Consider the following 22,517-nt stretch of genomic DNA (forward strand, 5'->3'; position numbering starts at 1 on the left):
GTATGAAACACTAAAGAAAAAGATAAAAAGAGGCAGAAAATTCACCTCTTATAAAGTGTTGATCTATGCTTCAAAGTAGAGGGATTTCTACATGAGTTCGGTCATTATATATCTATACTATAAAAATCATGTACAATGGCACGGGCTCCAAATCTATGTTTTTGATTAATCAGCCCCATGTTTAAATACCTTCCTTCATTTTCATTGGAGGTACCAAAGTCAAATATTTTAACAGATTTCTTACTTTTATTGATTAAAAAATCAATCATATAATCTAATAACTTTCCCTCTCTACCTTTATCATTAGTAGCCAGATACTGAGTATGGACTACTCTATCAGTTTCAAAAGTCACTGCTGCTGCAACAATATCCCCGTCAATACAACATTTATAAGCTCTTATGTTATTAGGAAATCTACTTTTCAATAAATCTATTTCAATTTCATTATGTACAGGTTGCTGATTATGATGTTGATGCAATACTTCACGAATAACCTTCCAGACAATACTGGGTTGATCGACCTCCTCACAAATAACTCCATTTTTTTTGAGCTTATTAACTGATCTTTTTTTGCTTTCAGAGTATGAATAATCTTCTTCTAAATCAATAGACATACTAATATCTCTACGATAAAGATTTGCTTCATTTAAAAACAAAGCATATAAATCTTCTTGCGCTGGATAGTTATGATAAATAACCGGGATACATTTATATATCATCTTTTCAATATTATTTTTTTTTAAAAAATCCTTTAATTGAACAAAAATTTCAAGCATATCATCTGCATGAATACCCCTATCAATCAAAAAACCACCAAATGTTAAACCTTGATGACTATAAAAAATATTATCTTTAATATTTCCAGGTAATAAAGCCACGATTTTATCTTTATCATTTTTAAACATTAAAGAAAAGTCTTCAAATCGATCAGAATGGTAGTCCATAAAATCCCGATTAAACATGAAATGATAATTTTTACAATTTAATAAAAAATCATTCCATACTTCTTTATCAACATCTTCATATTTTTTTATTTTAAAACTTACAGCTTCTTTCACCGTAATCTCCTTTATCATTATAAATTTTTATAAGGTATAAAATCTAAATAATATTTTTTAAAAATTATTATTAAAAAAATCTTAAGACTTATCAATTCCTAGCATTTTGGATAATCTATAATTGATCAAATCTGCATTAAAATTTTTTTTAGCATATAAAAATCCTTGATATCCCATCTTATTTACTTGTTCAGGATGCTCTATAAAATAAATCATTTTTTCCACTAATGCGGCTATATCCCATTTTGGAATAAGAAAACCAGTCACCCCATCTACTACAGTCTCATTACAGCCTGGAACATCAGTGGTAATCACTGGGCGTCCTATAGCCATCGCTTCTTGTGTGCTGCGAGGCATACCTTCACGATAGGATGGCAATACAAATACTGCGCTATTACGTATTCGTTGATCGACATCTGTGACGAAGCCAGCATATTCTATAATCCCTGTTTCTATCAACCGGTCTAATTCTGCCTGTTTTAAACTTGTCAGGTTTTCAGTGTCTAAGCCACCTATAATTTTAAATAGTATTTCAGGGTATTGTTTTTTAACTATTCTGGCAGCTTCTAAATACTCAAATATGCCCTTTTCAGCGATTAATCGAGCTACAAAAATAAAAGATATATTTTTTTGATTATCCCATTTTTTGTAGGCATACTCTTTTAAATTGAGGCCTATCGGTCCCAAGACTTCAATGGCACTTTTTTTATGATAAATATTATAGCGTTGTACTAAGTCCTTAGGATCATCATGATTTAAGAATATAATTTTATCTAAATAAGGAAATACAAGTCTGTATAAAGATACTTGTATAAAGCGTATAAATTTAGCTTTCAAACTTTGACCATGTTTATGCATTGTAAAAGGCGAACCCAAACCTTCAATCATGCCATAGATATAAGGAACTTTATTCTTATAAGCAGCCAAAGTTGCATAAATGACCGGCTTAGTTGAATATGAAAATACAATATCGGGTTGAATTTCTTTTATTTTCTGTATGAGTTGATAAGTTGAACGCAGATCAGTTAATGGATTTAACCCACCACGGCTAAGTTTATAGGTAATAGGAGTCACTCCAAGATTTTTTATTTTATCCAACCAGTCATTGCTATATTCAGATACGAAAGCATAAACATGATAATTTTTTGCTAAACATGACAACATGAAATCTTTACGAAAACCATAAAGATTATATGCAGTTGTTCCAATTATAATAATTTTTTTATTTATCATTATTTTAATCGTCCTATAAATTCTAATTGTGAAGCATAAAAAAGTTTATCCTCGTCTGAAACAGTGGTCATCCTGCGCTTATGTAAAATATGCATTAAATTCAAAAAACTTAATATTTTTACAATCATTTTTTTTATTTCAAATTTCAATACAATCTTATTTTTGTCTATATCAGAAATAACATTGCTATAATATTTTTTGATCACTTCAATTTGAGTATTATAACCACGAATCATTTTTTCTTTTTTTACATTTTCTACTTCTCTATAAAAATATAAGGGTTCTTGCATAACCACATAATTGAAATCATTTTTTATCGCTGCCGAGAGCCATAATTCATAATCTTCCGCTAGACAGTTATTAACTTGATAGGGATTTCTTTTACACCACGCCTTTCGTGCAAGCAGTGAAGGATGTAATAAATTGGTCAGGCCTTGCAAAATTTCTTTGGGTTGCATTTGATGATTAGAATAAATTCTTTTCCCTAAAATTTCATTTTTATTTCCAATCGAATACAAGCTGGTTACCACTAAATCAATCTCTGGATTTTCATTTAAGACTTTTATCTGTTTTTCCAGCCGGTCTACTGCCATTAAATCATCAGCATCCATACGTGCAATAATGTCATATTGTGCTTCATTAATAATTTGATTTAAGCGATAAGGTAATCTTCTATTGCATCCATCAGAAATGATACGAATCCGAGGATCGACAAATGACTGGGCTATCTCTAAAGACCGATCTGTTGATCCATCATCTACCAATATCAATTCCCAATTTTGAAAAGTTTGAGCTAATACAGATTTAATCGCATCTTCCAAGTATTTTTCTGCATTAAAAAATGGAATTCCTATAGAAATATACATATTTATTTTTCCTTCTTATTATTTGAAAATAGTAAAAAAGCTGCCAATAAAAACCAGAAAATAAGTGTTCTTGCACTATAAGTGGTAAACCCATATAACATTGGCCCTAATAATATCATTTTGTTTGAAAGTGAAAGTTTCTTGAATATTTGATATAAAAATATCAAAAATAAGAATATGCCTACAATTCCATAATAAAATAAGATCCCTAACCAGGTTGAATGAATTTCATTACCTGTGGGGTTATATAACCAGTAAGCACCTTGCCCAGCCCCAAAAATCAAATATTGAGGATAATCAAAAAAACTAAAAAGACCGCGTCCTTCTACTTGGCTATCTCTTTGATCTAATCCTTCTATAAATCGTAATACAACATTATCAAAAACCCCCATGTTATATAAAAAGTAGCTTAAAACACCAAAAAAAACCAAGGTCCCAAAGAATACAAATATTCTTTTATTCAAATTTCCTTTTTGACTAAAAATAAATCCTAATGTTAACATTAAAAATCCAATTGAAGCAGATCTTGACATGGTCAATAAAATCAAAAATAAGGCCAAAGAATAAACGATTATTTTTTTAAAGTTGCTTCCAGAAATATATAAATAAATTGCACAGGTACTGAGCACCCAAAATGCCATTTGATTAGGATCATTAAAAAGACCATTGTATCGTGGGTCAAAATCATAACGACCTAAGTTACTTGCCCAGATAATAATTTCGATGACATAGGAGAAAGGAATAAGAAACAAAAGTTTTTCATGGAAAAAATTAATCTGAGCCTGATTCAGGTTCATCATTAATAAAAAGAATAATAAATTGAAAATCCAATAAACAGTTGACATCATATAACTAGAATCTAGAACGATCAAATACCAAGCAAAATTTACACAAATTGCATATGCGACAAACAATAAAATTGTATTAGAGTATTCAATATTTATTGAAGAACTTTTATTAAATAATAATAAAATAGCCCCCATAATAAAAATATGACTAAGCTGTGGAATACCACTGGACCAAAAATAAAACTGGGATAAAAAAAATGAAAACAATATAAGATAAATAATAACTTTATCTTTTACATTACTATCACTTAAAAAAATAATGTTATTTTTTGAATTACTTTCATTTAAAATAATCATTATCCATTCCTTTTATATTATCTAATGCCTTATTAAGAGCAAAAGAATTGATTAATATTTTATACTATTAAATTTATTATTTTTTCTTCAATATATTTAAAACTATTTTTATCTATATAAAATCAATAATATTGATTAAACTTAATTTTTATTAAAACTCTTTTTTAATAAATAACCAGTAAAAAAATCTAAAAAAATCATATGTCAAAATTTCAGATGGATATTCTCTCAAAATTCCCAGCATTTTTTCTAATGATTTATTTTTGGATATTAGTCCTAATTCAAACGCATTTATCCATAAAGCTCTTTTTTTTGCTTTATTAAAAAGTATATGATTTTGGTACTCATTTAAAATCATCATTCTTGAATCATGCATGAGAGAGGTTTGCTTATGCATATTATTGTCATGTAGCCTATATTTAGCAAACAGGACAGGAAGATAACATAACTCCCCTTCTTGTGCTAAAAGCAACCACATATACCAGTCTTCAATTTTTACCTCAGCATCATAACCACCGATTTTTTTCAAAGCTTTTGAGCGAATCAGTTGTGTCGTGGCGGGTAACTCATGTTCTAACAATAAAATTTGTTCAAAACTATAGTTTTTTCTTTTTTTAATTCTATTTTTTACCTGATTAGAATCATGATCAATAACTGATATTCCTCCAAACACTGCAATACAATTTTTGTTATGCTTTAAAAACTCGGATTGTATTTTTATTTTATCTTCCAAGATTATATCATCAGAAGCGAGAGAAGAAAAATATTCTCCTTGCGCCCATTCTAAGGCTTCATTCAAGGTTGCACTCAAGCCCTTATTCGGTCGATGCCTAAATTCAAACCGGGTAAATCGTTTTTCACATCGTGGAATCAGTTCTTGTATTTTTTCTACTGAAGAATCTGTAGATCCATCATCAATGACAATTAACTCAATATTCTGATAAGACTGGTTAATGACACTCTGAATACTATCGCATACAAATTTTTCATGATTATAACTTGGTATAATGACAGAAACTAAAGCTTGGCCATTTATCATATTATCTCTCTTTGTTTTAATGATTTAAATATAAAAAAACTGATGACGACCCAATACATTCCATAGTTTATGAGGTGGGCTATTGAAACACCTTCAAATCCAAAAAGCTGGGTACATACATAGGTCAAAGCAATAAGAGATAAGGTAAATATAATCTCTGTAGAGATGTACAGTTTGGTCATTGCTTTACTGAGCATCAAATAAGCCAGTATCCAGCTTCCTATTTTTAGTGCATCCCCCATCATTTGCCAAAAGAACAGGCTTTGCATGGGTGCGAAAGATGGACTGAATAAGACATTGATAATCAAGTCACGCAGCACAAAAATGACTACTCCGCCTGCCACAGCCAGTGGAAAAAGAAATTTATAGCCTAAATAAACTTCTTTCTTAATTTCATCAATCATCTTGAGTTCTGACAAGCGCGGTAAGTAATAGACTCCCAATGTTGTTGTGACCAGCATCAGGTATACGGTGCTTAGACGGATCATGGCTTCCCAGTAACCGGCATACGCCAGGCCAAATTCCTGACTTAAATAGGCTCGAATTAAGATTTGCGATAAAGGCACACAGATCGCACTGACCAATGCCATCCAGATAAAAGAACTAAGTTTTTTAGTAATTTCTAAGTCTATTTTTCCAAACAGAGAGGAAAACTTAAACCAATCCGCTCGATAACACAGAAATAACGTCACTATAAACGCAATAGATTGATAAATGGATAATGCAATTAAGGCACCATATAAATGTAATTTTATTGCTAAAATACTCGTAACAATAAGCGTAAATAGACTACCCGCAATATTGGCAAGTACTAGCTTTAATATTTCTTTTTTGCCATTAAGTATCGCTAAAAACAGGGTATTAAAATTAAAGAATAATAAAAATACTGCAAACCATACAAAAACTGTTTGATATTCAAGTGTATGAAATATATAAAGTGATAGCTGCCTTTGGAAAATTAAAATTAAAAATGCGAACATCAGACTAAATACAAAAACAATACTGCCTGCTGTTTTCCAGATTGCACGTTGTTTGCTTTCATCTTCATGATATTCAGCAGTATATTTAATGACTGCGGTATTAATTGCACTACCCGCAAAAGTAGTCACCATTTGAATAAAATTTTGGAATTGACCTAAAGCTGCATATCCAGTCGGCCCCAGATATACAGCCAGAATTTTATTCAGTACAAACAGGGTTATGGTCTTAATCAGGACCGCCACCCCATTCAGTACACTGGTCTGAAGTAAGTTCATCTATATTTGAAAACCATTACATAACTGAACAACTTGCTTTGCTTCATCCATCGATAAAGTAGGCCCTATCGGCAAGCTCAAGACCTGCGCATGAATTTGTTCTGAAATTGGTAAGTTTAAGTTATTCCATGCTTTATAAGCTTGCTGCTTATGGGGCGGAATCGGATAATGAATCAATGTCTGTACCCCATGCTCTGCCAAATATTTTTGTAATTTCTCCCGATATCTGGTCCGGATCACAAATAAATGCCAAACATGCTGCATATCAGTTGCGGTATTTATACTTTTAAGTGGAAGCACAATAGCTGGATTCTGAATTTCTTTTAAATAGAGATCTGCAATCTGACGACGATGCTGGTTCTCCTGATCTAAAAATGGCAGTTTTACATTCAGGATAGCCGCCTGAATTTCATCAAGGCGACTATTTACTCCCATGACCAGATTTTTATATTTTTCATGTGAGCCATAATTACGTATAGCCTTAAGCATATGGGCCAATTCAGCATCATTGGTGGTAATTGCCCCGGCATCACCCAGCGCACCCAGGTTTTTTCCTGGATAAAAACTGAAGCCTGAGGCATCTCCCCAATTCCCTGCTTTTTTACCCTCGATTTCAGCGCCATGGGCTTGTGCCGAATCCTCTAAAACCAGTAAATTATGTTTCTTGGCAATCGCCATAATTTCTGGCATGGCAGCAAGCTGTCCATATAAATGGACAGGCAAAATTGCCTTTGTTTTGATGGTAATCGCGGCTTCAATTTTTTTAACATCAATATTGAACGTATGGATATCCGGTTCGACTAATACCGGTTTCAGATGATTCTGTGAAATTGCCAAAATACTTGCAATATAGGTATTTGAAGGTACGATCACTTCATCGCCTTCATTCAGTTTACCCAGTTCTTTCCATGCACGCAGGGTCAGAATTAGAGCATCCAATCCATTGGCGACCCCTATGGCATACTCTGTACCACAATAATTCGCAAAATTTCGTTCAAAATCCTCTAACTCTTTGCCACAGATATACCAACCAGAATCAATGACCTGTGTACAAGCTGCTATAAGTTTGTCACGGTATTGAGCATTTATTGCTTTTAGCTCAAGAAAAGGTATCATTCTTATCAATCCCGTATAAAAAATTTTTATTCATTTTTTTTAATTTCACATTTATCAAAACTAATCTCTTGATATGAATTAAAGTGAAAACCCCAATATTATTTATTCAGTTCATAATTCTTAGATTTAAAACTTGGCTCTAATAAAAATTTCTTCATCTTTCTATTTAGAGGCTTTTCAATATATTTATACATTATAAAGCTGGCTATTAAAGTCACAATAAATATAATCAATGAAAACAACATTAAATCCATATCAAATAAAAACATCTTTTTTATATAATTTAAAACTTGTATTTCCAAAACATGAAGCAAATAAAAACAAAAACTGATTTCTCCCGCCAAAACCATATATTTATTTGATAGAAACTTGGTAATAATACTTTTTTCATTAACAACATGAGACAATGCAAAAACAAGAATGATGGTGGCCATAGGTAACCAATAATAAATTGAGTATCTATAACTGATATCTATCTTGCTATGAAATACAAAGAATAAGACAAAAAGTAAAATCGCTCCTGATTCAAATACAAAAGTAGGTATCTTCACTTTAGAATAATTAACTTTTATTTTCTCATAAAGATCAAACAGGATAATACCAAGTAAAAAATCTGAAAAACGTACCCATGGTGAAATGTACAACCAATAGTGATTCTGGTTTTTATCAAGCTGCATATTCAAAACCAGAATACCTATAAGATAAAAAATAAATATATAGCTTCTTATTTTTTCAGAAATTAAAAATGTAAATGGAAAAAGTAAATAGAAGAACAATTCATCGGAAATGCTCCAGGATGGAGAGTTTAATGAAAAATGAATATTTTCTTCTAAAAAAAAGCTTTGTATTAGAAAAATGTGTTGAATTAAGTATTCCCATCCTTGTCCAGACTGGCTAAAGGTCAACAGAAGTACAATTGCCGTAGTTGCTATATGTACTGGATATACTCTTGCTAAACGAGAAATATAAAACTCTTTTTTTGAAATATTTCCTCTAAAAAATTTTTCTTTATAGTTATAGGATAAAATAAATCCGCTTAATATAAAGAAAAAACTGACGCCTAAAAATCCTTCGTCAAAAATACTGTTAAAAATATTTGCATAATGCGTGTCATTTTTTAAAAAGGCCAAATGACTAAGAAAAACAAATAGCGCAAAAAACATACGCAATGATGTAAGCGGCTTAATCATCTCATACATCTCCTTCATATTTATTATTATTTAAAATTCTATTTTCTGAAGTCTCTTGAGTAACAAAGCCATCATACTTGTGAATTATTTTTCTTAATTTTATGATCTAATTTTCTATGCAATAAAAGTTTTATCTGCTTCTTTTAAAAACTGGTCGTAATTACGGATATAGTCACTTTCATCATAATAATCGCTTGCCAATACCAACAATATGCAATCTTCAGAAAAATCATGCATTTCATGCCAAACCATGGGCGGAATTAATAATCCTTTATTGGGCTGACTTACGCACACTTCTTGTTTTTCTTTACTGTTATCCATTAATATTTTACAGCTGCCTTGAATACAAAACCCAATTTGTTGAAGCTCTTTATGTGCATGAAACCCGCGAGGAACATCAGGCTGAGCGCCAAAAATATAGTAGAGCCTCTGTATATGAAAGGGAATATTCCGATTGGCTTCAGCGACCACCAAACTGCCACGATGATCTCCCAGATTAGGTAAATCAATCCATTCAATAAGATTCATCATGATTACCCCACCAAAGAAATCAGATATTGACCATAGCCATTTTTACTCATCGTTTGACCAATGGCTAACACTTGTTCTTTGCTTAACCAGCTATTATTCATTGCAATTTCTTCTAGACAGGCAACTTTATAACCTTGACGCTTTTCAAGGGTTTCCACAAATTGAGCTGCCTCAAGTAGACTTCCCTGTGTACCTGTATCTAACCAGGCAAAGCCACGTCCCAGCAATTCAACATTTAAATCACCACGTTCCAGATATGCCTGGTTAATGGAGGTAATTTCCAGTTCACCTCGCTCAGAAGGTTGTACTTGTTTGGCAATCTGAATCACATCATTGTCATAAAAATACAGACCCGTTACAGCAAAGTTAGATTTAGGTTTTTCCGGTTTTTCTTCAATTGAAATAGCACGTTGCTGTTGATCAAATTCCACCACCCCAAAGCGTTCAGGATCTTTTACCTGATAGCCAAAAACAGTGGCTCCTTTTTGACGTTCAGCAGCCTGACGCAGCATGGGGGTAAAACCTTGCCCATAAAAGATATTATCGCCGAGCACTAAGCACACATTACTTTGCCCAATAAACTCTTCACCCAGAATAAAGGCTTGTGCCAAACCATCAGGTCGAGGCTGAATCGCATAACTCAGCTGCATGCCAAATTGTGAACCATCACCTAATAATCGCTTAAACCCATCAATATCTTCCGGGGTACTGATGACAAGAACCTCCTGAATACCGGCTAACATCAACACAGATAATGGGTAATAAACCATGGGTTTATCATAAATCGGAAGTAACTGTTTCGAGATTCCTTTAGTGATTGGATGCAAGCGTGTGCCCGAACCACCTGCTAAAATAATCCCCTTTGTTGATCTTGACATTAGACTGCCTCCCCTAAACGTTCACGCTGATAAGAACCATCCTGAACGCGACGGCACCATTGCAGATTATCCAGATACCACTGCACAGTTTTACGAATACCGGTCTCGAAGGACTCTTGTGGTTTCCAGCCAAGTTCACGCTCAATTTTTGAAGCATCAATGGCATAACGTAAATCATGACCAGGCCGATCACTGACGAAGCTAATCAGGCTTTCATATATTTGGCCATTGAGTCGTGGCTTAAGTTCATCCAAGATGGCGCAAATGGTTTTAACCACATCAATATTCTGTTTTTCATTATGCCCCCCAATATTGTAGGTTTCGCCTACCCTGCCTTTGGTCGCAACCTGATATAAAGCACGGGCATGATCTTCTACAAAAAGCCAATCCCGAATCTGCTGACCATTGCCATAAACAGGTAAAGATTTTCCATCCAGCGCATTTAAGATGATCAAAGGAATCAGTTTTTCAGGAAAATGATAAGGCCCGTAATTATTTGAACAGTTCGTAACCACGACCGGCAAACCATAGGTTCGATGCCAAGCACGCACTAAATGATCCGAGCTGGCTTTACTTGCCGAGTAAGGTGAACTTGGCAAATAAGCTGTGGCTTCAGTAAATAAGTCGGTTGTCCCCTCTAAATCCCCATAGACTTCATCTGTTGAAATATGATGAAATTTAAATTTAGACTTTTTGATTTCACCCAAATTTTGCCAATATTTTCGTGCGACCTCCAAGAGGGTATATGTACCTACAATATTGGTGCTGATAAATTCAGCTGGACCCTCGATCGAACGATCCACGTGAGACTCTGCTGCCAAATGCATGACGATATCTGGCTGAAATTCTGAAAATAATCGTGTTAAAGATACATGATCACAAATATCAGTTTGAGCAAATTGATAACGGGGATGAGCTGATATAGAAATTAATGACTCCAAGTTGCCTGCATAAGTTAACTTATCAACATTTAAAACATGATGTTCAGTCGCTTTGATGATATGCCGGACGGTAGCAGATCCAATAAAACCAGCTCCACCAGTCACTAATATTTTTTTCACCATTCCCAGTATTCCTTTTATTTTTATTTTACTTTTCAAATATTTCTTTAATTCATTGATGCCTTCTGGCATAGATATTCTTATTTGATTATTTATAACATATATTAATTTTATTCAACACACCACCTATAAAAATATTATTCTCAAATATAGTTACATTTTATGGATAATTATTTTTCTTATACCCCTTACCCAATACTTTATAATTATTGTTTTTTTAAAACACTTTTCAACCAATAAAAATCAGCTTAAGCTTTACAACTACTGATATATTACTTTCAACTAATGAGAGATTATTAATTAACACTTCATTTATATAATCTAGTTAATGCCGAATAAATATATGTGAAATTTAATAAAAATAGAATCTAAAAAACCTTTAAAGTATACACAAATAATATGAAAATACTTTCATTATTTCTAAGCTTTTGTTTTGCATAGTTATACTGTGATAATCACCTTAATCTGCAAGCAATAAAATTTATAAACAATACGTTTTACCTGAATAAACTAAGTAATACTTGTATCTCTACACCTTAATTTAATGGAAGTTTTAGATACTTTTTTTAATAAATGTTATTGATCTATTTTAATTCAAACGTATACTTAGAACTAAAAATAAGTATAGACAAGCTATATAATTTGTTATAACTTTTAGATGTTAATCACATAAACCATGTTAAAAAAATTAATAATTACGAATAAATACTAATTTTAAATATATAAAAATAAAGGGGTTTCAAGTGAACAATAGACACCTTATAGGCGTTTTAACCTTAAGCCTATCATTAGTCGGATGTGCAGCAACATCTGGCTTTCAAACCTATGATTTACCAGATGAAGGAATTTATCAAACCGAACTGGGAACTCAAGTTAATCTGGTAAAATTGACTCAGGACAATCTACCTGCAGTGCAGTCAGCCCAAACTCAACACCTGAATCATTACGCACCTTTATTTCAGCATGAAATGCAGGATTATCGTTTGAATCCAGGTGATATTTTATCCTTTCAATTATGGGCCTACCCGGAAATTAGTGCAGTTCCAACAGCAACTGATAATACCAATGGTTATCAAATTGACCGAAATGGTTATATCCATTTTCCATTAATTGGACGCTATAAAACAGTAGGGAAAACCCTTCCGGAGGTTAATCGGGAAGTACGCCGACTATTAATTCCTTATTTAAACAATCCAGATGTGGTGGTGAGAGTACTTTCTTATCAGGGACAGCGTTATTCAGTGGTGGGTAATGTGAAATCAGCTGGGCAGTTTTATTTGTCTGATCAGCCCGTGAGCGTTTATACAGCACTGGGTCTGGCCGGCGGCATTAACGAGCAAGGTAACTCTAGCTCTATTCAATTGGTGCGTCAGGGTGTGGCCTATGACCTCAATACAATTGCATTAGAAAAGGCAGGATATTCATTACATAAGCTGTTAATTCAACCCAATGACACCCTGTATATCAGTCCTCGTGAAAATCAGAAAATCTATGTCATGGGTGAAGCAGGCACGAATACCCCCTTACCCATACGTGACCAGGGGATGACTCTCGCGGATGTTCTCGGTGAAAGTGAAGGGATTAATCCCTATTCAGCCAGTGCTAGTCGAATTTACGTCTTACGTGACAATTCAAATAATCAGATGACTGAAATATATCATTTAAGTTTAAAAAACCTGGGAGATTTTGGCTTGGCCAAAAAGTTCAAAATGCACAGCAATGATATTGTCTATGTAGATGCCACAGGCCTGACTCGTTGGGAACGAGTGGTTAGCCAGATTCTTCCATTTTCAAATGTTGCTGGTACAGCTATACGCTAGCAGGTAGTTCAGCTATGCATATTAAAAAGATTTTGGGGAGCTGTTTTGAAAATATTAACCATCGATTAATGACTGAATGTTTACTAACGAGATCTGCCCGTATTTGTAGATTAAATCTATAAATATAGATGGCTGAAGTAATGCTCAGCGCTGATCACAAGACAGCATTTTTACGTAATAGCATGGGATCTGCCTGCAACTCCATGTAGTTCAACACTAAATATGAAGCAGATTGAATAAAAATAATCTTATCCTGATCATCATAAAAATATCTGGGTTTACCAGACTAGATTTTTTTTGAGGGAACAATAAAGCCAGCATATTTGGGATTCATTTTTGCAGGGGCAGCAGGTCTTTGATGAAGTTCTGTAATTTAATGCAACACGACGTCATCGACTGGAAAAATCACTTTTAAACTTTTAGAAAGCAAAATTATGAACAAAAATAACAATACCGAAAATATGATTGACCTAAAAGGGGTGTTATTTTCCTTGTTTGCGCAATGGAAACTTATCCTCGTATGTGCCTTGCTCAGCGTGCTTGCTGTCCTGCTCTATTTACGCACTGCAGCGATTAATTATAAGGTCGATGCCATCGTCCAGGTCGAAGAAAGTAGAGGTGCCTCAGCTGCTTTATTGGGTAACCTTTCAAGTGTCATTGGGCAAATGTCTTCATCTAATGCTGAAGTTGAGGTATTAAAATCACGCAATATTCTGGAATCAGTAATTAATCGCTTAAATTTAGATCTTCAGATTACCAGTACTGAAGACACTTTTGTTAAGCGACTATTTCAAGGGGTAAATTATCAAACCGAATATCAACCTGAAACTGTGCGCTTTAAAGAGGGTCAAAAAAGCTTCGACATTCGACAGTTTGAAGTTCCTGCCACCTATTTGGATAAAAATCTGCTACTGCAATTTCAACAACAGGGCTTTACTCTGATCAATCCTGTGACAGAAGAAACCATTTTCAAGGGTGCACTGAACCAGCCAGTACAATTCAAGACTGCGCAGGGCGACTGGAAAATCGCGATCTTTACTCAGGATCCGCTAGATAGCAGTTATCAGGTGCAAAAGCTCTCTTTACCCTCAGCGATTGATTCTATTCTTGCCAATTATTCAATTGTAGAAAAAGGCGAACTTAGCGGGATTTTGCAGCTTCGCTACCAAGGTCATGACAAACAGCACATCACCAAAGTTCTGAATACTATTTTGGCAATTTATAGCCAAAATAATATTACCCGTCGTTCGGCAGAAACTGCTCAGACCCTCGCTTTCTTGGATGCTCAATTACCGGATTTAAGAAAACAGCTGGATGATGCAGAGCGGGTCTTTAACCAATTCCGTCAACAGCATAATACTGTCGACATCACCCGGGAGTCAGAATTATATTTAAATCAGAGTGTGACTTTAGAAACACAACGAGCTCTACTCGAACAGAGACAGGCGGAAATAGGCGCCAAATATGCAGCAGCACACCCGACCATGCGAGAAGTTACTGCTCAACTTCGTGTGATTAATGGCAAGATTCGTGAGCTCAATACGACACTTAAAAATCTTCCAGAGATACAACGCCAGTATTTACAACTGTCTCGTGAAGTCGAAGTCAAACAACAACTGTATACCAATTTGGTCAATTCCTACCAACAACTGCGAATTGCCAAAGCCGGCGAGATTGGCAATGTACATGTTATTGATACTGCGCTTGAACCGATTGACGTGATTAAACAGAAACAGCCATTAATTCTGTTCTTAACTTTTTGCTTCGGTACTTTCTTGGGAATTCTGGTGGCATTATTCCGCAATATGTTCCGTTCTGGAGTGAAAGATAGTAGCCAAATAGAATACCAGCTGGATCTTCCCGTCTATGCCAATATTGCACACTCCCCTGTTCAGAAACCGGGGCTGAAACTGCTGAAAAAGAAAAAACTGCCTTTCTTATTAGCCCTTAAACATAGTGATGATATGGCGATCGAAAGCTTGCGCAGCATCCGGACAGCAAGTCATTTCGCTCTGTCTCAGGCCAAAAACAATATTATTATGATCTCGGGTCCAGCGCCTAGAGTTGGAAAATCATTTGTTTCCAGCAATCTGGCAGTCATCATGGCAGAAAAACATAAACGCGTATTGATCATTGATGCGGACTTGCGTCGTGGTCATATACACAAATATTTTGATTTGGATAATCAATATGGATTAACTGAATACCTGAATGAGCAAATTACCTTGGAACAGATGGTACAAAGCACCAATGTAGCAAACCTCAGCGTCATCACCTGTGGTGAAAATCCAGTCAATCCATCCGAACTTCTCAATTCGGTACGGTTTCAGGAATTACTGCAACACCTGACGCCACACTATGATCATATTATAATTGATACGCCTCCTGTCCTGGCGGTCACGGATGCGATCATCGTGTCCCGATATGTCGGACTCAATCTGGTGGTGGCCCGCTATGCAAAAACACAAATGAAGGAATTGGCACTGACAGTGAACCGTTTTAAACAAGCGGGAAGTACCGTAAATGGCTTTATCCTGAATGATATCCAGCGTTCAGCAGGTGGTAGTTATAGCTATGATTATACTTATAGCTATAAAACCAAAACAAAAACCAGTTGATCTTTTTGAATAAAAAAACCAGCCATTGCTGGTTTTTTTATTTTTTTAAAGCTCTACCAAACTGCGATATTTGCTTGCTAAAAAACCACCCATTCTGCAAGATTTCTCAAAATTTTCTGCTAAGATGGAATGAACCTCAACGATAACATTAGATTGGAATAATACATGAGCAAGGCCTTACCGATTGCTGTCGCTGTTCTTCTAGGCGGTGCCGCGCTAGTACCTGTTTACTATGCAACTCAAAACCCAGCTGCTCAAACGACTAAAGCATCTAAAGATGCCTCTGCTGTTTCTAAAATCAGCTATGCTCTCGGTTATGAAGTGGCTCATCAAACCCCACCTGAACTCGATATTAATAGCTTTGTGACAGGCGTACGTGAAGGACATGCGCGTACTGAACCGGCGTATACTGAAGAAGAATTACAGGCAGCTTACGAACAGTTCCAGAAAGAAATGCAGCAAAAGCAACTCGATAGCACTAAACAGGCACAAGCATCGAGTGACAGTTTCCTGACAGAAAATGCCAAAAAAGCGGGTGTAAAAACCACAGCTTCCGGTTTGCAATACCTAGTTACCAAAGAAGGCACGGGCAAACAGCCAGCTGCTTCTTCAATCGTGAAAGTCCATTACACCGGCAAACTGGTGGATGGTACTGTATTTGACAGTTCGGTTGAACGTGGCGAGCCGATTGAGTTTCCACTCAATCAAGTGATTCCAGGCTGGACTGAAGGTCTGCAACTGATGAAAGAAGGCGGTAAAGCGACCCTGTATATCCCATCTCAACTTGGTTATGGTGAACAAGGCGTGCCAGGGACGATTCCTCCACACAGTACTTTGATTTTTGATGTGGAACTCATTGAAGTCAAATAATCTATAAATAAGGAGAGCAATGCGCTCTCCTTTATTTTGAGAATAAATATGAAAATACAAATAAGCTTGATGGTTTTACTGCTAAGTTCTGGCAATCTGCTTGCCAAAGATGTGACCAATAAAAGCCCGGAAGCTGAACAGGTCGGTTATAGCTTTGGTTATCTGATGGGAAAAAGTAATGCCGACTCTTTGCAAGGGATTGATCTGGATGCTTTCAGTGCCGGTTTAAAAGCTGCTGCTGCCGGAAAACAATCCACTTTAACTGAAGAAGACATGGCTCGAGTGCTGACCCAGTTTAAACGTCAAAGTGAAGCCAAAGAGCTGATTGAATTAAAACAAAAAGCTGAAGAAAACACCAAAATCGGTCAGGCTTTTCTGACAGAAAATGCCAAAAAAGCAGGGATAAAAACGACTAAATCTGGCCTGCAATATCAGATTCTTCAGGAAGGCAAAGGCAAATCGCCAAAAGCCGATAGCAATGTCCGCGTACATTATGAAGGCCGTTTGATTGATGGCACGGTTTTTGACAGTTCAATTGCCCGTAATCAGCCTGTGGTCTTCCGTACCACCCAAGTGATTACCGGTTGGACTGAAGGCCTGCAACTGATGAAAGAAGGTGCCAAATACCGCTTCTTCATTCCTGCAGAACTGGCCTATGGACAAATTGGTTCAGGTGATGTGATTGAGCCAAACAGTACCTTAATTTTTGATGTGGAATTACTGGAAATTATGAAGTAATCAATACTGTTTTTTTAAATATTCAATCAGAGAGGCGCGATAGCGGCCTCTCTTTTTTATATGGATGAAGCATAATTAATCGAATGTTTTCATGTCACATTCAGATCAGTTTTGCTATGTTATATGTTAATTAAACGGTTCAACAAGAATAGAGGACGTCAGCATGGCAGCAATCAAGACCCGTGAAATTCATTATACTGCGCCGGATGGTAGCGCATTGATTGGCTATTTTGCCGCTCCAGAAACAGATGCACCCCTTGCAGGTGTGCTGGTCGCACCAGAATGGTGGGGTCGTAATGAATATACCGAACAGCGCGCTCGCGAACTTGCAGAACATGGCTATGCGGCCTTGGCGATTGACATGTATGGTGACAAAAAAGTGACCACCCATTCTGATCAGGCCTACCAGTGGATGATGCAGACCTTTGAAGATCCGGACACCATCGTTGATCGTGCGACAGCAGCTTTAAATACCTTGGCAGCACAGGATGAAGTCAATGCAGAGAAACTTGCTGCCATCGGTTTTTGTTACGGCGGTAAAGTGGTGCTGGATCTGGCGCGTGCCAATGCCCCTTTAAAAGCAGTGACCACCTTCCACGGGACACTTGCTGCCAAAGCACCGGCTCAAGAAGGTCAGGTTCAGGCCGAAATTCTAGTCTTGCACGGTGAGCTAGACAGCATGGTCACCTTAGATGATGTCGCCAGTTTCCGTGAAGAAATGCATGCGGCCAACGTCGAGCATGAGGTGATTGTCTTTGAAGATGCCAAACATGGCTTTAGCAACCCGCTCGCCGACGAACGGGCCAAAGCCAATGGCGTGGATCTTGGTTACAATGCTGAAGCGGAACAAAAAAGCTTGGCGGCGATGTATGCCTTATTGGAACGTCATTTGGCTTAAATAGATAATAGATATAAGTGCTCGACTTGAAATCAAGCTGAGCACTTTAAAGAATCATTGAAGAAAAGAACGATAAATCCTACCAGAGGAGAATGCTGACTATGGCTGAAACCAACTGCCTTTACTGTAACTATGACGAATATGATGTCATTGCTAAAAATGATTATGGTGTGGTGCTGCCTGAACCGAATTCATTATCCGAAGGTCACTGTGTAGTGATTCCACTCCGGCATGTGGCTTCATTTTTTGAAGTGACGGACAAAGAACGTAAAAGCCTGATGTCTTTGCTCGAACAGGCACGTAATGAGCTCAATTTACGTTACCAGCCCGCCGGTTTCCATGTCGGTTTTATTGATGGCGAAGTGTTTCAGGAAAAGGGCGAACATCTGCATATTCATATTATTCCGCGCTATAAAGACAAAGTATTGAAGCTGGATGAACGTTGGGGGATTAGCGACTAAGTCTTTGCTGTTTTAAAATAAATGCTCTTCGGAGCATTTATTGTTTGTGTTATTAAGCCGATATCCATACACACTACTCCGCAGTTTTTATCTACTTTTCACATTTCAGGCCTGCCGATTCCGCTATAATGGCTGCTGCTTATTCAGTTGCTATTTATCCATGTTTGTATTTTCAGATGCCCTGTTAGAATGGTTTGATGTGCATGGTCGTCATGACTTGCCCTGGCAGGTGACAGATGATCCCTACAAAGTCTGGGTCTCTGAAATCATGTTGCAACAAACCCAGGTCAAAACTGTGCTGCAATATTATGAACGCTTTATTCAGCGTTTTCCGACCGTTCAGGACTTAGGTCAAGCGTCTTGGGATGAGGTCGCGCCTTACTGGGCAGGACTGGGCTATTATGCCCGTGCCCGTAACCTGCACAAAGCTGCCGGCATGGTGACAGCACAGCAGCAGTTTCCTCAAACCCTGGAACAATGGATTGCCTTGCCGGGGATCGGCCGTTCCACCGCTGGTGCCTTAATGTCACTGGGTTTACGCCAATACGGCGTGATCATGGATGGCAATGTCAAACGGGTGTTGTCGCGTTTCTTCGCGATTGAAGATGATCTGTCCAAACCCATTCATGAACGTGCTTTATGGCAACTGGCTGAAGAATTATGTCCGGTCGAACGTAATCATGACTATACCCAGGCGATTATGGATCTCGGTGCTACGGTCTGCACTCCGAAAAAACCTCTGTGCCTATACTGTCCGATGCAGCAACATTGCAAAGCGCATCAGCAAGGTCTGGAAAATGAATTACCATTCAAGAAAGCCAAAAAACCGGTGCCAGTGCGCTCAGCACAGGTCTTGCTGATTCAGTCCGGTGAAGAATGGCTCTGGCAACAACGACCGAACAGTGGCCTGTGGGGCGGACTCTGGTGCTTGCCGATTATTGAAAATGCCCATGAATTCGAACAGCAATGTCAGCAGCTTGGCCTGAAAAATATCCTCAAAAAAGTCCAGATCAGCCACAGTTTCACCCACTTCACCTGGCAGCTTGAAGCAACCGTTTTCGCAGTGGATCAGGATCAGCAGGAACATCTGGCAATTGAACTGCAAGGCAACTGGATGCGTCCAGAGACAGCCATTGATTGCGGTCTGCCGACAGCAATGAAAAAATTGATCTCTGCCGTTAACCTATGACATAGTCTGGACAAAGCATCATATCGATCAGCTCAGAATGAGCATCGCCAATATTTAAGGATGAATAACGTGCGCCAATACCTTGCTTTGACCTGGGTGGCTTTGATTGCCATATTACTGACCGCCTGTAGCAGTACGCCGAAACAACCTTCTTCTGCACAGTTAAATCCGCTACTGGTACAAAAACTACAAAATAAGCGAATGCCTTCTTCACTGCCCATCCCGGTGGCACGTGTACAAGCACGTGAATTACAGGATACTTGGGGGGCGTCGCGCAGTCGCGGACGTTTGCATGAGGGCATTGACATCATGGCTCCACGTGGAACCAAAGTCTTTAGTGCCACAGAAGGTCTGATTGCAGATTTACGCAATAACAATTTGGGTGGTAAAGTAGTCTGGATTCTTGGTCCGGGCGGCTCCTGGCATTATTATGCACATCTGGATGGACATAAACGCGGCCTGAAAGTGGGTGATCCTGTCAAAAAAGGCCAGCTCATCGGCTATGTGGGCAATAGCGGTAATGCCCGACATACTGCACCACATCTGCATTATGGTATTTATTTACAGGGCAAGGGACGCGGTGTGGTCAACCCCTACCCCTATTTACGTTAATTTTAGGATATTTACATGTCAGAAACGTTGATCAACCGTCTGGTAGAATTTGCTGAATCAGGCAATCAACAAAAAATCGTGCTGAATGGTCAAAGCTACCAGGGCTGGGTGATGGAAATTACCGAAGATGCGCTGCTGATCAGTACCGGTTATACCGATAAAAGTGGTAAAGACATGTGGATTCAATTTAGCGATCTGGATCAGGCTGAACTGTCGTACTGGGACAATCAGCAGGATCAATGGGCTGTGTTTAAATTATAAAACCATAAAAACAAGGAGCATGGCATGACTCTGCAACGCTGTGGCTGGTGCTCCAATGATCCGCTGTATATCACCTATCATGATCAGGAATGGGGACAAGCCCTGCTGGATGAAAATCGCCTGTTTGAAATGCTGTGTCTGGAAGGACAGCAGGCCGGTCTAGCCTGGATTACCGTACTCAGAAAACGTGAAGCGTATCGTGAACATTTTTTTCAATATTCCATTCAGTCGATTGCAGCACTTACAGATCAACAACTCGAACTCAAGCTTAAGGATGCCCGCCTGATCCGTCATCGTGGCAAGCTGCATGCCATTCGCGAGAATGCCCAAGCATGGCTCAAGCTGCAACAGCAAGACATCAATGTAGGGCAATGGCTATGGTCTTTTGCCCAGCAACCACGACTGAATAATGATGTTGCGGATTATCGTCAGGCAGCGGCACAGACTATCGAAAGCCAGATCATGTCAAAAGCCTTAAAAAAGGCCGGTTTTAAATTTGTCGGACCCACCATTTGCTATGCCTTTATGCAGGCCGTCGGTATGGTCGATGATCACGAAAATCATTGTCACTTTAAAACAATATATTCCCATTCAAAGAAGAGCTGAATTTATGTCGAATAATATTATCCACGCTTATGCTGCAATGTCAGCAGGTGCTGCACTCGAACCCTATCAATTCGATGCTGGTGAACTACAGCCACATCAGGTCGAAGTCAAAGTAGAATACTGTGGCCTGTGTCATTCTGATATTTCAGTCCTCAATAATGACTGGGGTTCATCCGTTTATCCGGTCGTGGCTGGACACGAGATTATCGGCATCATCACGCAACTGGGTGGCGAAGCCAAAGGCCTGAAAGTGGGACAACGGGTTGGCATTGGCTGGACTGCGGAAAGCTGCCAGTATTGCGATCCGTGTATTTCAGGTCAGCAGGTACTCTGTACTGGCGGCCAAGTGGCGACTATTGTCGGACATGCCGGTGGTTTTGCCGACAAGGTCCGTGCTGGCTGGCAATGGGTCATTCCCCTGCCTGAAGATCTGGATCCTGAAAGTGCCGGCCCTCTGCTCTGTGGCGGGATTACCGTATTCGATCCGATTCTGAAACACCAGATTCAGGCTATTCATCATGTTGGCGTGATCGGGATTGGGGGTCTGGGTCATATCGCAATTAAACTGCTCAAAGCTTGGGGCTGTGAGATTACGGCTTTCACATCAAATCTGGACAAGACCGATGAGCTGAAAGCCATGGGCGCAGATCATGTGGTGAATAGTCGTGATGTTGCTGCCCTAAAGGCACAGCGTGGCAAGTTCGATTTATTGCTGAGTACGGTCAATGTCACCTTGAACTGGCAGGCTTATCTGGCCACTTTAGCACCGAACGGTACTGTGCATATGCTGGGTCTGCCATTAGAACCGATGCCGATTCCGGCGGGCATGCTGATTGGCGGCGCCAAGTCTGTTACCGGCTCTCCAACCGGTTCGCCGGCGGCACTACGTCAGTTACTCCAATTTGCCGCACGTAAAAACATTGCGCCACAAATTGAAGTCTTCCCGATGTCACAGCTGAATCAGGCCATTGAACATCTGCATTCCGGTAAAGCGCGTTACCGGATTGTACTTAAAGCGGATTTTGAAGCTTAAACTCTGCCTGTTTCAATCTGTCAAAAAGACCCATCGAT

Annotated in this window: 22 protein-coding genes; 11 read left to right on the forward strand and 11 right to left on the reverse strand. The window is 38.0% G+C overall.

Features of this window, described 5'->3' with window-relative positions:
* Positions 1-104 precede the first annotated feature (104 nt).
* The 11 genes from KT990_RS08645 to rfbB form a co-directional block, all read right to left on the reverse strand.
* The gene (locus KT990_RS08645; RefSeq protein ID WP_218208648.1) at positions 105-1,058 is read right to left on the reverse strand and encodes a GNAT family N-acetyltransferase; all 954 of its coding nucleotides are present in this window, start codon (positions 1,056-1,058) and stop codon (positions 105-107) included.
* Between the two features lie 81 nt (positions 1,059-1,139).
* Positions 1,140-2,291 (reverse strand): glycosyltransferase family 4 protein, encoded by a 1,152-nt coding sequence (locus KT990_RS08650; RefSeq protein ID WP_218208649.1) that lies wholly within the window; start codon positions 2,289-2,291, stop codon positions 1,140-1,142.
* Positions 2,291-3,157, reverse strand: a complete 867-nt coding sequence (locus KT990_RS08655) for a glycosyltransferase family 2 protein (protein WP_218208650.1) — start codon at positions 3,155-3,157, stop codon at positions 2,291-2,293. The genes KT990_RS08650 and KT990_RS08655 overlap by 1 nt, the downstream gene beginning before the upstream one ends.
* Before the next feature lie 2 nt (positions 3,158-3,159).
* Positions 3,160-4,302, reverse strand: a complete 1,143-nt coding sequence (locus tag KT990_RS08660; RefSeq protein WP_218208651.1) for an O-antigen ligase family protein — start codon at positions 4,300-4,302, stop codon at positions 3,160-3,162.
* Between the two features lie 151 nt (positions 4,303-4,453).
* A complete protein-coding gene (locus tag KT990_RS08665) occupies positions 4,454-5,341 on the reverse strand; it encodes a glycosyltransferase family 2 protein (protein ID WP_218208652.1) in 888 nt (295 codons plus the stop codon).
* Positions 5,338-6,597, reverse strand: coding sequence for an O-antigen translocase (locus KT990_RS08670; protein WP_218208653.1), 1,260 nt, complete (start codon positions 6,595-6,597; stop codon positions 5,338-5,340). Before KT990_RS08670 ends, KT990_RS08665 begins: the two co-directional genes overlap by 4 nt.
* The gene (locus KT990_RS08675) at positions 6,598-7,713 is read right to left on the reverse strand and encodes a DegT/DnrJ/EryC1/StrS family aminotransferase (protein ID WP_100355444.1); all 1,116 of its coding nucleotides are present in this window, start codon (positions 7,711-7,713) and stop codon (positions 6,598-6,600) included. It abuts the gene before it with no gap.
* 98 nt (positions 7,714-7,811) lie between these two features.
* Positions 7,812-8,903: an acyltransferase family protein gene (locus tag KT990_RS08680; protein ID WP_218208654.1), complete on the reverse strand. Its 1,092-nt coding sequence runs from the start codon at positions 8,901-8,903 to the stop codon at positions 7,812-7,814.
* A gap of 114 nt (positions 8,904-9,017) precedes the next feature.
* Positions 9,018-9,431 carry a sugar 3,4-ketoisomerase gene (locus KT990_RS08685; RefSeq protein ID WP_034609167.1) on the reverse strand — a complete coding sequence of 138 codons (414 nt, stop codon included), beginning with the start codon at positions 9,429-9,431 and terminating at the stop codon, positions 9,018-9,020.
* A 5-nt stretch (positions 9,432-9,436) separates the two neighbouring features.
* Positions 9,437-10,312, reverse strand: a complete 876-nt coding sequence (rfbA, locus tag KT990_RS08690) for a glucose-1-phosphate thymidylyltransferase RfbA (protein WP_100355445.1) — start codon at positions 10,310-10,312, stop codon at positions 9,437-9,439.
* Positions 10,312-11,376: a dTDP-glucose 4,6-dehydratase gene (gene rfbB, locus KT990_RS08695; protein WP_180078346.1), complete on the reverse strand. Its 1,065-nt coding sequence runs from the start codon at positions 11,374-11,376 to the stop codon at positions 10,312-10,314. Before rfbB ends, rfbA begins: the two co-directional genes overlap by 1 nt.
* A gap of 740 nt (positions 11,377-12,116) precedes the next feature.
* Here rfbB and KT990_RS08700 point away from each other — a divergent pair.
* The 11 genes from KT990_RS08700 (at position 12,117) to ahr (ending at position 22,479) form a co-directional block, all read left to right on the forward strand.
* Positions 12,117-13,193 (forward strand): polysaccharide biosynthesis/export family protein, encoded by a 1,077-nt coding sequence (locus KT990_RS08700; protein ID WP_100535470.1) that lies wholly within the window; start codon positions 12,117-12,119, stop codon positions 13,191-13,193.
* A 434-nt stretch (positions 13,194-13,627) separates the two neighbouring features.
* Positions 13,628-15,811 carry a polysaccharide biosynthesis tyrosine autokinase gene (locus tag KT990_RS08705; RefSeq protein WP_218208655.1) on the forward strand — a complete coding sequence of 728 codons (2,184 nt, stop codon included), beginning with the start codon at positions 13,628-13,630 and terminating at the stop codon, positions 15,809-15,811.
* A gap of 165 nt (positions 15,812-15,976) precedes the next feature.
* Positions 15,977-16,681 carry an FKBP-type peptidyl-prolyl cis-trans isomerase gene (locus KT990_RS08710; protein ID WP_005094756.1) on the forward strand — a complete coding sequence of 235 codons (705 nt, stop codon included), beginning with the start codon at positions 15,977-15,979 and terminating at the stop codon, positions 16,679-16,681.
* Between the two features lie 48 nt (positions 16,682-16,729).
* On the forward strand, positions 16,730-17,419 hold the full coding sequence (locus KT990_RS08715) for an FKBP-type peptidyl-prolyl cis-trans isomerase (RefSeq protein ID WP_005173644.1): 690 nt from the start codon (positions 16,730-16,732) through the stop codon (positions 17,417-17,419).
* Positions 17,420-17,582: 163 nt separating this feature from the next.
* Positions 17,583-18,317, forward strand: coding sequence for a dienelactone hydrolase family protein (locus tag KT990_RS08720; protein ID WP_005173643.1), 735 nt, complete (start codon positions 17,583-17,585; stop codon positions 18,315-18,317).
* Between the two features lie 101 nt (positions 18,318-18,418).
* Positions 18,419-18,778 (forward strand): HIT family protein, encoded by a 360-nt coding sequence (locus KT990_RS08725; protein WP_100535474.1) that lies wholly within the window; start codon positions 18,419-18,421, stop codon positions 18,776-18,778.
* Between the two features lie 160 nt (positions 18,779-18,938).
* The gene (mutY, locus tag KT990_RS08730; RefSeq protein WP_218208656.1) at positions 18,939-19,967 is read left to right on the forward strand and encodes an A/G-specific adenine glycosylase; all 1,029 of its coding nucleotides are present in this window, start codon (positions 18,939-18,941) and stop codon (positions 19,965-19,967) included.
* A gap of 69 nt (positions 19,968-20,036) precedes the next feature.
* Entirely contained in the window at positions 20,037-20,579 is a 543-nt protein-coding gene (locus KT990_RS08735; RefSeq protein ID WP_171294123.1) for a M23 family metallopeptidase, read from the forward strand.
* A 15-nt stretch (positions 20,580-20,594) separates the two neighbouring features.
* On the forward strand, positions 20,595-20,840 hold the full coding sequence (locus KT990_RS08740; protein ID WP_004728896.1) for a hypothetical protein: 246 nt from the start codon (positions 20,595-20,597) through the stop codon (positions 20,838-20,840).
* Positions 20,841-20,864: 24 nt separating this feature from the next.
* Positions 20,865-21,446, forward strand: coding sequence for a DNA-3-methyladenine glycosylase I (locus KT990_RS08745; RefSeq protein WP_004728898.1), 582 nt, complete (start codon positions 20,865-20,867; stop codon positions 21,444-21,446).
* 4 nt (positions 21,447-21,450) lie between these two features.
* Positions 21,451-22,479 (forward strand): NADPH-dependent aldehyde reductase Ahr, encoded by a 1,029-nt coding sequence (gene ahr / locus KT990_RS08750; protein WP_218208657.1) that lies wholly within the window; start codon positions 21,451-21,453, stop codon positions 22,477-22,479.
* Positions 22,480-22,517: the final 38 nt, after the last annotated feature.

The sequence above is a fragment of the Acinetobacter sp. F9 genome, from assembly GCF_019195275.1.
In the GTDB taxonomy this organism is placed as follows: domain Bacteria; phylum Pseudomonadota; class Gammaproteobacteria; order Pseudomonadales; family Moraxellaceae; genus Acinetobacter; species Acinetobacter pseudolwoffii.

Excerpts from the sequence above, each read along its gene's own strand:
- KT990_RS08650 (WP_218208649.1), bottom strand. The coding sequence starts at position 2,291 with ATGATAAATAAAAAAATTATTATAATTGGAACAACTGCATATAATCTT.
- mutY (WP_218208656.1), top strand. The coding sequence starts at position 18,939 with ATGTTTGTATTTTCAGATGCCCTGTTAGAATGGTTTGATGTGCATGGT.
- KT990_RS08685 (WP_034609167.1), bottom strand. The coding sequence starts at position 9,431 with ATGAATCTTATTGAATGGATTGATTTACCTAATCTGGGAGATCATCGT.
- KT990_RS08705 (WP_218208655.1), top strand. The coding sequence starts at position 13,628 with ATGAACAAAAATAACAATACCGAAAATATGATTGACCTAAAAGGGGTG.
- KT990_RS08720 (WP_005173643.1), top strand. The coding sequence starts at position 17,583 with ATGGCAGCAATCAAGACCCGTGAAATTCATTATACTGCGCCGGATGGT.
- KT990_RS08710 (WP_005094756.1), top strand. The coding sequence starts at position 15,977 with ATGAGCAAGGCCTTACCGATTGCTGTCGCTGTTCTTCTAGGCGGTGCC.
- ahr (WP_218208657.1), top strand. The coding sequence starts at position 21,451 with ATGTCGAATAATATTATCCACGCTTATGCTGCAATGTCAGCAGGTGCT.
- KT990_RS08675 (WP_100355444.1), bottom strand. The coding sequence starts at position 7,713 with ATGATACCTTTTCTTGAGCTAAAAGCAATAAATGCTCAATACCGTGAC.
- rfbB (WP_180078346.1), bottom strand. The coding sequence starts at position 11,376 with ATGGTGAAAAAAATATTAGTGACTGGTGGAGCTGGTTTTATTGGATCT.
- KT990_RS08740 (WP_004728896.1), top strand. The coding sequence starts at position 20,595 with ATGTCAGAAACGTTGATCAACCGTCTGGTAGAATTTGCTGAATCAGGC.
- rfbA (WP_100355445.1), bottom strand. The coding sequence starts at position 10,312 with ATGTCAAGATCAACAAAGGGGATTATTTTAGCAGGTGGTTCGGGCACA.
- KT990_RS08680 (WP_218208654.1), bottom strand. The coding sequence starts at position 8,903 with ATGATTAAGCCGCTTACATCATTGCGTATGTTTTTTGCGCTATTTGTT.
- KT990_RS08715 (WP_005173644.1), top strand. The coding sequence starts at position 16,730 with ATGAAAATACAAATAAGCTTGATGGTTTTACTGCTAAGTTCTGGCAAT.
- KT990_RS08660 (WP_218208651.1), bottom strand. The coding sequence starts at position 4,302 with ATGATTATTTTAAATGAAAGTAATTCAAAAAATAACATTATTTTTTTA.
- KT990_RS08745 (WP_004728898.1), top strand. The coding sequence starts at position 20,865 with ATGACTCTGCAACGCTGTGGCTGGTGCTCCAATGATCCGCTGTATATC.
- KT990_RS08665 (WP_218208652.1), bottom strand. The coding sequence starts at position 5,341 with ATGATAAATGGCCAAGCTTTAGTTTCTGTCATTATACCAAGTTATAAT.
- KT990_RS08670 (WP_218208653.1), bottom strand. The coding sequence starts at position 6,597 with ATGAACTTACTTCAGACCAGTGTACTGAATGGGGTGGCGGTCCTGATT.
- KT990_RS08725 (WP_100535474.1), top strand. The coding sequence starts at position 18,419 with ATGGCTGAAACCAACTGCCTTTACTGTAACTATGACGAATATGATGTC.
- KT990_RS08655 (WP_218208650.1), bottom strand. The coding sequence starts at position 3,157 with ATGTATATTTCTATAGGAATTCCATTTTTTAATGCAGAAAAATACTTG.